Origin of the sequence: Bacillus sp. FSL W8-1141 (genome assembly GCF_038593205.1) — a bacterium.
In the GTDB taxonomy this organism is placed as follows: Bacteria; Bacillota; Bacilli; order Bacillales; family Bacillaceae; genus Bacillus; species Bacillus altitudinis.
Map to the genome: position 1 here is coordinate 1,643,329 of NZ_CP151973.1, position 10,466 is coordinate 1,653,794.

11 protein-coding genes are annotated in these 10,466 nt (G+C 40.8%); all 11 read left to right on the forward strand.

Going from position 1 to position 10,466, the window contains the following annotated elements; all coding sequences use genetic code 11:
• Positions 1-80 precede the first annotated feature (80 nt).
• From NSQ52_RS08320 to NSQ52_RS08370, 11 genes are read left to right on the forward strand one after another with little or no spacing between them, the layout of a single operon-like run.
• On the forward strand, positions 81-1,310 hold the full coding sequence (locus tag NSQ52_RS08320) for a methionine adenosyltransferase (RefSeq protein WP_327862086.1): 1,230 nt from the start codon (positions 81-83) through the stop codon (positions 1,308-1,310).
• A 5-nt stretch (positions 1,311-1,315) separates the two neighbouring features.
• On the forward strand, positions 1,316-2,350 hold the full coding sequence (locus NSQ52_RS08325; RefSeq protein WP_335352759.1) for a hypothetical protein: 1,035 nt from the start codon (positions 1,316-1,318) through the stop codon (positions 2,348-2,350).
• Between the two features lie 15 nt (positions 2,351-2,365).
• Entirely contained in the window at positions 2,366-2,917 is a 552-nt protein-coding gene (locus tag NSQ52_RS08330) for an AAA family ATPase (protein ID WP_052472184.1), read from the forward strand.
• Between the two features lie 4 nt (positions 2,918-2,921).
• Positions 2,922-3,911 carry a phosphotransferase gene (locus tag NSQ52_RS08335; RefSeq protein WP_160757693.1) on the forward strand — a complete coding sequence of 330 codons (990 nt, stop codon included), beginning with the start codon at positions 2,922-2,924 and terminating at the stop codon, positions 3,909-3,911.
• On the forward strand, positions 3,908-4,636 hold the full coding sequence (locus NSQ52_RS08340; protein ID WP_041507281.1) for an SDR family NAD(P)-dependent oxidoreductase: 729 nt from the start codon (positions 3,908-3,910) through the stop codon (positions 4,634-4,636). The genes NSQ52_RS08335 and NSQ52_RS08340 overlap by 4 nt, the downstream gene beginning before the upstream one ends.
• A 14-nt stretch (positions 4,637-4,650) precedes the next feature.
• The gene (locus tag NSQ52_RS08345; RefSeq protein WP_058337328.1) at positions 4,651-5,424 is read left to right on the forward strand and encodes an SDR family oxidoreductase; all 774 of its coding nucleotides are present in this window, start codon (positions 4,651-4,653) and stop codon (positions 5,422-5,424) included.
• A gap of 16 nt (positions 5,425-5,440) precedes the next feature.
• Positions 5,441-6,247 carry a histidinol-phosphatase gene (locus NSQ52_RS08350; RefSeq protein WP_144678989.1) on the forward strand — a complete coding sequence of 269 codons (807 nt, stop codon included), beginning with the start codon at positions 5,441-5,443 and terminating at the stop codon, positions 6,245-6,247.
• Between the two features lie 24 nt (positions 6,248-6,271).
• Complete coding sequence (locus tag NSQ52_RS08355) at positions 6,272-7,354, forward strand: myo-inositol-1-phosphate synthase (protein ID WP_045034284.1); 1,083 nt, start codon at positions 6,272-6,274, stop codon at positions 7,352-7,354.
• Positions 7,355-7,357: 3 nt separating this feature from the next.
• Positions 7,358-8,209: an HAD hydrolase family protein gene (locus NSQ52_RS08360; RefSeq protein WP_160757692.1), complete on the forward strand. Its 852-nt coding sequence runs from the start codon at positions 7,358-7,360 to the stop codon at positions 8,207-8,209.
• Complete coding sequence (locus NSQ52_RS08365) at positions 8,210-9,346, forward strand: aminoacyl--tRNA ligase-related protein (RefSeq protein WP_342474049.1); 1,137 nt, start codon at positions 8,210-8,212, stop codon at positions 9,344-9,346.
• Positions 9,333-10,463 (forward strand): nucleotidyltransferase family protein, encoded by a 1,131-nt coding sequence (locus NSQ52_RS08370; RefSeq protein ID WP_041507277.1) that lies wholly within the window; start codon positions 9,333-9,335, stop codon positions 10,461-10,463. The genes NSQ52_RS08365 and NSQ52_RS08370 overlap by 14 nt, the downstream gene beginning before the upstream one ends.
• Positions 10,464-10,466 lie beyond the last annotated feature (3 nt).

The window sequence follows — 10,466 nt, forward strand, 5'->3', positions numbered from 1 at the left end:
ATATATTACCAAATGTTTCATGTTGTTTTAAGGTAAAGGATCAATATTTTTATATTTTAAAAGAGAGCGGGCGATTGATAATGAAAACAATTCAAAAAACCATTCTTGATATTTTAAAAGGTGATGGCCAGGATATCGAACAAATTCCATATGAGCTTGTAGAACGTAAAGGAGTAGGGCATCCAGATACGATGTGTGACGCCATCGCAGAAAGAGCTTCTCAATATTATTCTCAATATTGCATGGAGCATTTCGGCAGAGTAGCACACCACTGGTTTGACAAAGTGATGCTTCTTGGCGGAGATGCTGATGTATCGTACGGAAAAGGAACAATGGTCAAACCTTATCAAGTTGTGTTTGCTGGAAAAGGGGCATATGCATACGGTGATGAGCCGATTCCTCTTAAAAAGATTCTTTTCGATGCAGCCAAAGATGTGTTATCAGAGGTGACGACCGGATTTGATGCTGACGAACATCTCATCATTGATTGCCGGATTGTTGATCATCAAGGGGCAGGCCGTAAAAATTCAAGATATCGTCCGATGGTTGAAACAGACATGATCGAAATCGGGGATCCAAAGCTTGTTTCAAATGACTGTAATTTACTGCATGCTCATGCCCCGTTAAGCCGTCTTGAGAAACTCGTTCTCTATACAGAGCGTTATGTGAATGGACCAGAATTTAAAAAGGTGAACCCAGATACCGGCTGGGATGTGAAAATATTTGGAAGCAGACGTCATGAAGATTTCAAACTCATAGTAAACATGCCTTTTCTAGCAAAAGATATTCATAGTCTTGAGGAATATTTTTCCCGTAAAAAAGAATGTCAGGATCAAATTGCTCGCTATATTCATGAAACGTTAGGACTTACGCCTGATCTTATGCTGAACGCAACAGATCGCAATGGTCGCCCGTACTTAACAGCACTTGGTTCTGTAGCAGATACAGGCGATGTAGGTGTTGTTGGAAGAGGAAATCGATTAAATGGATTGATCACCCCAATGCGGTCTATGAGTATTGAAGCGCCGGCTGGTAAAAACCCGCTTGATCATACAGGGAAATTGTATGGAGTGCTCGCACAACGATTGGCAGATCAAATTTTTGAGACCATTCAAAAGCCAACAGAAGTGCATATCTTTACTTCAAAAGAAGCACCGCTCCACAACCCTGATGAAATTGCCGTCCGTATTGAACAGTGGGATGGAAATGAAGTGGATAGAAAGAGAATTGAAGACATTGTCATGAATGCGGTCCATTCGATGGGCGATGTGACAAAAGATTTAATTTTTAAAGGCGTGACAATGTGGTAATAAGGATGAAAGAAAAAGTCATTGATGCCGTTCATGCATGTATTCATACAAAAGAACCCATGGCAGTGACCATTCATCCATATGAAATTGAAAAACACCAACAATTGAATCAACATCATCTTCTATTGATGCTAAAGCCTGAATTAACGAGTATCCACAAAGGTGTACAGCTTGATCGAATACTAGATGAACTTCTCCTACGCTTAGATAATCATGATGTAGAAATAGGAGCCGTGCGCGTTGTATCATCCTTATATTTGAAAGAAAAGAAAATAATAGAAAAACAATATGGGATGCTGAACAAAATCTCTAAAAACGGTCTGAGTGAATTGTCAGATACGGCAAAAAAGATGCTGTTCTTTAAATATCCAGAGTTTAAACAGAAGGAACATTTCATATATGGAGGCCATCAATTTTTACAAAAGTACGAAGAGCTTACGCCATATGGTTTAGAGCTTCTTACACGGAACATGAAGGTGGACAAGCTAGGTGCGGGCACATACGCCATAAAGGCCGAGGTGGATGGAGAACAGATGCTTCTGCTCAATTCATTCCACCCTTGTCAAATTGAGTGGTTCACTGCACCTGCAAAGTCTATTATCGTCATGGAATGTTTTTCAAAGAAGCCTATGAGGATGTTAAGAGAAGATTTTATCGGTGCAACGGACCCTAAAGAGGCAAAAGCAGGTTCTTTTAAACACATGCTGCTGTCGGAGCAAAAGCGGTTTGGTTTAACGAACGTGTGTACTCGATTTAATGGCATTCACTTGTCACCAGGACCTGTAGAAGCAATGGCGGGAATGATTCACTATTTTCGTACACCTGAAACAAGGCTGACTCCGGCACATACACTTTTTGGCCAGTTGTTAAAGAAAAATGGCTTTTCGGAGGAATCACTAGATCTGTTATGTGAAGATGTGTCCATTCATTCAAGCGAAGTACCAGTATTTGAATTAACTGAAAACCTCAATTGGGATGAATCATTAGATCTGTTAACAAAAGTGAGAAACGACATTCAAAAGCATGAACGTGTTCTGTAACAGGGGGGGAACCACTTGAATAATGAAGGAGCTAGCCAGCGAATATGGATTGTTGGTCCACCTGGATCTGGAAAAACGACCCTTGCCCATCACTTGAAACAGGAATTCATGTTACCTCACTATGAGCTCGATGCCCTATTTTGGCAAGCGAACTGGAAAAAAACAGATCGGAAGTTGTTTATCGATAACGTCCATGAAGTTGTTAAACAAAAGAAATGGGTGATTGATGGTCAATATTCATCTGTTCACCATATCTTGACTGAATATGCTGATACGATCATATGGCTTGATGTGAAGAGAAGGAAGACATTCCCCCGTCTCATGAAAAGGACGTTCAAGCGGCTCATGACAAGGGAAAAACTTTGGAATGGAAATAAGGAGCGACTAGGGAATGCGCTCCAATTTTTCTCATATGCCTTTCATGTGTATCCAGAGGTGCTCCATCAAAACGAGAAGCTTTTTCATAAATTAAAAAAAGAATCACGTGTGAAATGCCTGCGCATAGACAAGCAGGAAGCAGCAGATCTGGTACTTAGGAAAATCAAAAACCTTGAGAAAAAGGGGTGAGGACATGATGAAATCTGATGATGCTGATAATGTCTTGAAATATTGGTTTTCGGAACAGCAAATCCGCTTAACACCTTTAAACGGAAGAAGCCCTAATGAAGGCTGGCTTGTAGAGGATGCTAAAAACCGCTTTGTCTTAAAAAAATGTGCGAGAAATCATGATGCAAAGTGGCTTCAATATTTAGAAGATTTAACAGATGCTTTGCTTGATCATGGTTTCCCGATTCAACCAATGATAGAGGCAGAGAACGGTCGTAAAACCATTTTATTCAAAGAACATTTTTGGCAGTTGCGGCCCTATTTTGAAGGAAGGCCATATGAAATGGGAAATCGTTCAGATGAACAAGAAGCCATTCGGGTATTAAGACAACTTCATTCATTAAAGAACTTACCGAAAGGGCCTGTGAACCCAAACTGTGAATTGAAAAACTGGATAACTTCACCGGACGAAACACTGGATAAGACGGCAAGTGTATTAAAGAAAGTCGTTTCTTCTAAAAAGGCTGCTTCTTTGCTTAAAGTGTATGAACAGGAGCTGATGAATGTACTCACGCTGCTAAATCCTAGTCTGTATGAGGCATTACCACATGCTGTCACACATGGTGATTTTCATTCTGGCAACCTGCTCATCCGTCATAAGAAGCTCGCCATGGTTCTTGATTTTGATACAGCAGGTTATAGACCACGAATTTATGATGCAGCCATATCTGCTTTTTTGTTAACGAGAATCAAGCGGGGAACATTTCAACTAGATATTGTGAAAACGATTCAATTTTTAAAGGCATATGCCGATGACCTATCTGAAAACGAGTGGCGTTCTATATCTGGTTTTATCAGACTATTATATATTCCGACAGGGCGGTATTTAACACTTCTGCATACTTACACACCTCACTTATTGAACTGGTATATTGATTGGTCCTTGGAAGCACTAGAATCTGCATCAAGCCAGCTGAAAGAAGAATGGTATCTCCAAAAGGAGATGAGGATTTGAAGGTTGCTGTTGTCACTGGTGGAAATAGAGGCATTGGAAAAGAAGTGTGCAGACAGCTTGCGCAAGATGGCATGCTTGTCATTTTAACAGCACGGCAGATTGAAAATGCTGAATTAGCTGCTTCTGATATAAATGAGCAGGTTGTGCCATACCAGCTGGATGTGACAAACGAAGAGTCGGTTGAACGTCTGTCGGCTTTTATAAAGGATTCGTACGGAAGAGTGGATGTGCTGATTAATAATGCGGGAGTCTTTCTTGACAACATAATGGATGACGCCTTTCCATCTTTTTTAGATCTTCCTGTATCGACACTTCAAGAAACGATGAATGTCAATGTGTATGGCGCAGCCAGAATGACCAAGGCGGTTTTCCCTTACATGAAAGAGGCTGGATATGGACGAATCGTCAATGTATCTAGCGGCATGGGAAGGCTCTCCGCCATCTCCGCTTCAAACGATGTTAGGCGTGACGGAAAAAGCGGTCCTTACTACAGGATGTCAAAAGCGGCTCTGCACGTTCTGACAAAAGTCACGGCTTTAGAGGGGGCGCCATTTTCTATTCTTGCGAATGCGGTTTGTCCTGGCTGGGTACAAACGGACATGGGGACATCAGAGGCTGTTAAAACTGTTCAGGAAGGTGCATCAGGAATCGTATGGGCGGCACAGCTCCCCCGAGATGGACCAACAGGAGAGCTACTAAGAGACGGTAAAAGACTTCAGTGGTAAGAGGAGGCAGCTACATGCGAGGGATGAAAGAAAAGACAGTGATTGTGACAGGCGGGGCGCAGGGGATTGGATATGCGGTCGCAGAACGAGCAGCACAAGAAGGGGCGCAAGTCGTCATTGCTGATCACCATGTAGATTACGGATTAGCAGCAGAAAAAAGGCTCAAAGAAATTGGATATGATGTGTTGTTTATAGAAGCTGATATTGCTGATGAGGCAGCCATTGTCTCAATGGTAGAAAGAACAGTCGATCATTTTGGGAAAATTGACATGCTTGTGAATTGTGCAGCCGTTTTTATCATGCGTGGCCTTGAAGCTACTGTTGAAGAATGGCGGCGCATCATGGACTTAAATATTATGGGGCAAGCCCTATGTGTCAAACACACGTCACCTTACATGGAGAAAATAGGAAAAGGATCCATTGTAAATATTGCCTCCATTTCAGGTCATATTGCCCAGCCGAAATATTTAACATACAACGCGACAAAAGCAGCCGTTGTGAATATGACGCGATGCATGGCAATGGATTTGGCGGATGCAGGTATTCGTGTGAATGCAGTGAATCCCGGTACGGTGTGGAACAAAAATAACGAACGATTTCACTTGGAAGAACTTGGGTTGACAAGAGAGCAAGCAAATCAGCACCCTGATATTGGAGGGATGCACATGTTAAAACGAACAGCTGATCCAGAAGAGATCGCATCTGCTGTCATCTTTCTTCTCTCTGATGAAGCGAGTTTTATCACAGGAGAAAATTTAATGGTTGACGGCGGCTATACTGCCATGTAGAGGAGTAAACATTTTGATGAAATTTGATCTGCACACACATCATCAGCGCTGTGGTCATGCGGAGGGAAACATCAGAGAATATATCGATGAGGCTGTCAAACTAGGTCTAGAATGTATCGGAATATCGGATCATTCCCCGTTTTTTGGTGAAGAGGCTGATCATTTTAAACCATGGGTAGCGATGGCGAAGAGTGAATTTCAATCATATGTAGAGGAAGTCCAGCAATTGAAAAAGGAATATGAGGGGAAAATTCACGTGCTATTAGGTGTTGAATCTGATTATTTTCCAGAACACGAAGCCCTCTACCGAGACGTGTATCGACATTATCCATTTGATTATATCATTGGCTCGGTTCATGTCAGTAATGGATACGATCTATTCAACCGGAAACGCTGGGAACGAATCACAGAGCAACAAGCCATCATTGAAAAAGAGACATATTACCAGTTGATTAAGATGTCTGCTGAGAGTCAAATGTTCGACGTTTTAGGGCATATTGACGCCTTAAAAGGTTTTTATCCAGAAATTGCTCATCTCAAAACAGAAGCTGTCGATGATGCGCTAAAAGTCATTGCGGAGAGTGGTTCTGTGATTGAAGTGAATACCTCTGGCAAAACAAAAGACTGCGGCGGCTGGTATCCATCAATGGATCTATTAGAGCGAGCCAAATTTTATGGTGTGGAAGTCACGTTTGGCTCAGATGCTCATCAGCCCGCCCGCGTGGCAGATGATTGGCTGAAAGTGAAACAAACGCTAAAGGAATTAGGTTACCAGGAATGGTGTATTTTTCAATCTCGTCAAAAGCGAAAATTGGCTCTATAAATTCATAAAAAAGGGGTTATGAAAATGACAAAAGTTCGTGTAGCAATTGCAGGAGTAGGATCATGTGCGTCAAGTATCGTTCAATTTGTTGAGTTGGCTAAGGAAAAGAAGGATACGCTCTCTGGTGTTATGCATGACGTCATTGGAGGCTATCAGTTATCTGATGTCGAATTTGTTGCAGCTTTTGAAGTAGATCAAAATAAAGTCGGAAAAGACTTATCAGAGGCCATTTTTACTAAACCAACAGCTGCAGTGAAACATATCGATGTTCCGTTTTTCCAAGTAACCGTCGAAGCAGGTCCTTTATGTGATGGACTTGAAGGAGATTTGTCCAACTGCATTCAACCACATGAACATTCACTGAATATGAAAACACATGAAGTAACGCAAAGGTTAAAAGATGTTCAGGCAGATGTACTCGTCTGCTTCTTACCAACAGGTTCGTTTGAAGCAGTTCGTGTGTACGCAGAGGCGTGTGCACACGCTCAAACAGCCTTTATTAATGCGACACCTGAACCGGTGGCAAATGATCCTGAGTTTGTCAAAATGTTTGAAGAGTCGGAGACCCCGCTCCTTGGAGACGATTTAAGAAGTCACTTAGGTGCAACCACACTGCATACAGCCTTAATTGAACTATTAAAATCCCGCGGGATTGATATCACCAATACGTACCAACTAAATGTTGGAGGGAATACGGACTTTTTAAACCTAGCCAACCCTATGAGATCAACGAGTAAGCAAAAATCGAAGAGAAAAGCATTGTTCGCTTCGGGGATTGATGCCAGTGAAGTGGCAGCAGGTCCAAATGGTTATGTCAGCTACTTAGGGGATCATAAAGTCTGCTTCTTGCGATTAGAAGGGAATTCGGTTTTAGATTCTGACATTTCACTTGAAATTCGTTTACAAGTAGAGGATAGTCCGAATTCAGCTGGTGTCATTGCGAATGCGATGCGTGTTGCAAAAGCAGCTAAAGATATGAATCATAGCGGTGTCATACATGACGTCTGCCCATTCTTATTTAAGAGTCCACCAGTTGGACAAGTCGATTCAGAATCATTACGTCTGTTCAATGAATATGTGGCAAATGCTGAGCTGAAAAAGGTGTAACCAGTGGAAGCGGAACTCAATCTTCGCAAGATAAAATTTGCCGCTTTTGACTTGGATGGAACATTAATTGATGACAGAGGCGAGCTTATTGGTGATGTCCATGGCGCAGTGAACATGCTGCGCCAGAGAGGCATTATACCCATTATTGTGACAGGAAGAACCTATGATTCTTTCTTCTCTCTGGATTTAGATCGATCTCTACTCGCCTTATTTCATCATGATGTTTTGCTGAATGATGGGAATGTCATTTGTCATCATGAAAAGAAAACATTTGAGGTTAAGCGGTATGTAGATGCAGCTTTATGCCAACAGATCATCACATCACTTGATGGAAAAGCTGAATTTGTCATGGAATCTCATGGGAAGCACGTGGCATCAAGTAAAAGTGCTAAGTTGAAATACTGCATGCTATATAGCTTTCCACGAGAAAAAATAGAGGTTGGTCACAAGAAAGAATTCAACTTTGACCATGTAACTAAACTATTTATTTTACCAAAAGAAAAAGTGGATCTTGCTCAACAATTAAAAAATTGTCATTGCGACGTAGCAGATGCCCAGTTTTTAAATGCTCAAGTCATATCTCCAAAAGGGATTTGTAAGGCAGACATGCTTGAGCACTATTTATACGATTGTTTTGGAGAAAGAGATTTAGATCGTGTGATTGCCTTTGGAAATGGTCATAATGACAGGCTGATGCTGAAGAAGGCCAAGTGGGGGCTAGCCGTTCAAGATAGTCATCCGTCGGCGATTGAGTTAAGTGATGTTCATTTACAGGAGCCTATTTCTGATTATCTATTTAAAGTTTTACAATCATTTGAAACGCCGCACGTTATCAATGAAAAGGGAGGTATTTAGTTGAGGACCCTTCAACTGCCTTTACCAGAAGCATTAGAAGATACAATGATATCGGATTTTATGGAAAGAGTTTCATTTTTATCTGCTCATATTGTGCACGTGGCTCTTAACGAAGAGGAATCTATGATTGAAGTAACCGTAGATAAAATGGGAGACAAAGAGGCAATATCAACTGCGTTTTCGAATCTATCGTCAAATATCGCACAGCTGCGGAGATTTCGTGAAAAAGAAATAAAATCAAATATTCATTTATCTAGTGAGCCTGTTCATTCGAAACTAAGCGAGGAAGATCAGAAAAGAACTTTCTATGATGAAGTTGAATTGGAACTTTCAAACTACTTTGATCAATTATTTTTAAATATAGGGATTTCACTTGGAGCGAAAGTAAGGCGATACCCTTCGACGATCAGTAAAGATTTAATGGAAAAATGTAAGTATCATACGAATTTTCCGCAAAATATTTATTCTGTTTTTGAGATCCCTCATGATTATCAAATCATTGATGATATTCGAGAAAAGCATCATGGTTTTCAGCATGAACACTTCCAGCAGGCAGGCCGTTTTTTACAGCCGTGTATTTGTTATCACTGCTATGAGGAATGGGAAGGGAAGACGTATACAGACAATCAAATGATGACAGCAGCGGGGCAATGTTTTAGACATGAAATCTCTTGGAAAGTGGACCCTCTCAGGAAAATAGAATTTAGTATGCGCGAAATTGTCTTTATTGGTCATCAAGAATTTATCAATGAAACGAGAAAAGCACTCCTTGAGAACACATGGGAATGCTTTCATCAACTTGGTCTAAGTGGAAAGGTCACGACCGCAAATGACCCTTTTTTCTTTTATGATGATATAGATAAAGCGAATTATCAATTAATGGCTAATAGCAAATATGAATTAGTCGCTGTGACAGAAAAGAAAGACGTTTCAATCGCTTCTTTTAACGACTGCGGAGAGATGCTTTGTGAAAGGTTCCATATTAGCGGAGAAGATGGTCTGCCGCTTTATTCAGGTTGTGCGGCATTTGGGATCGATCGTTGGGTTCAAGTGTTTTTACAAACATACGGTCGAAATCGAAAGGATTGGCCGAAAGACATGCTTCATTTAAAGGAGGAGCGCTATGCTGCAAAGTAATCTGACTCAAGAAGAACATACAGCTCTCACTTTATCCACTCCTTTTTTAAAAGCGAGTCAAATTGAAGAGATGCAGGAGCTTTTGTATAAGCAGCAAGACTGGAATGTCATTCTCGGAATGCTGCATGTTCACCGGACAGCAGGAATTGCGTGGAAGAATATTAAACGTTATGCCATTCATTTAAGAAAAGAGTTTAAAGCGACTTATTTTTTAAAGTCATTAGAGATTATGTATAAGGGTCAATTAGAAACGGCTCGAGACAATATCAAGTTAAATGATCAGTTATTTCAAGCACTTGATCAAAAAGGAATTGAATATGCCATTGTAAAAGGAAGTGTGATTGGCCAGTGGGCATACGGTGATGTTGGGCTTCGCTTGTTTGGGGACAACGATCTCTTTATCTCACAAGATCAGCTGCAAGAAACTGGACACGTATTAAACGAATTAGGCTATATTCAAGGTTCTTGGAACTATGAAACGGAGACAGTCACACCTGCCAAACGCAAAGACATCCTTTACCTCATCATGAACTCACATCAAACCTACACCTATATGAAACCTACACCAGATTGCCGCTTTATTGATTGTCATAAAATTGATGTTCAGTTTTCAGTTGACCTCATGACAGGGAACCGAACGGATTCAATCGTCAAAGAAATGCTGTCTAGACGAATTCAAACGTCTGTTGACGAACACCTTGTATGGTCTTTAAAAGAAGAGGATATGCTTCTTTTCCTATGTATTCATTTTTATAAAGAAGCGATTTATTTAAATGAAGTGGAGTCAATGAAAGATTTACTGCTTTATAAACTGCTAGATATATATGGCATGTTTATGAAGGAAGACCTACTCGATGTGGATTTGTTTGTCCGCCAGACGAAAGCGTATGGCTTTGAAAAGATGGTCTATTTTGCTTTTCATTATGTGAATGAGGTCTTTCCTCAAACGATTCCTGAACTTGTCATGGATGCACTTCAGCCTGAATCGCTTACTTATTTATCCGAAGTGCTGGATGCAAATGATGTCGTTCATACTTGGAATCAACCAATTCGTAAACGATTCTTTCATATTAATCGATCTTTAGATATTAACAAGCATTCTGTGCATAAGGAGTAGTGT

Excerpts from the sequence above, each read along its gene's own strand:
- NSQ52_RS08320 (WP_327862086.1), top strand. The coding sequence starts at position 81 with ATGAAAACAATTCAAAAAACCATTCTTGATATTTTAAAAGGTGATGGC.
- NSQ52_RS08325 (WP_335352759.1), top strand. The coding sequence starts at position 1,316 with ATGAAAGAAAAAGTCATTGATGCCGTTCATGCATGTATTCATACAAAA.
- NSQ52_RS08335 (WP_160757693.1), top strand. The coding sequence starts at position 2,922 with ATGATGAAATCTGATGATGCTGATAATGTCTTGAAATATTGGTTTTCG.
- NSQ52_RS08345 (WP_058337328.1), top strand. The coding sequence starts at position 4,651 with ATGCGAGGGATGAAAGAAAAGACAGTGATTGTGACAGGCGGGGCGCAG.
- NSQ52_RS08350 (WP_144678989.1), top strand. The coding sequence starts at position 5,441 with ATGAAATTTGATCTGCACACACATCATCAGCGCTGTGGTCATGCGGAG.
- NSQ52_RS08355 (WP_045034284.1), top strand. The coding sequence starts at position 6,272 with ATGACAAAAGTTCGTGTAGCAATTGCAGGAGTAGGATCATGTGCGTCA.
- NSQ52_RS08370 (WP_041507277.1), top strand. The coding sequence starts at position 9,333 with ATGCTGCAAAGTAATCTGACTCAAGAAGAACATACAGCTCTCACTTTA.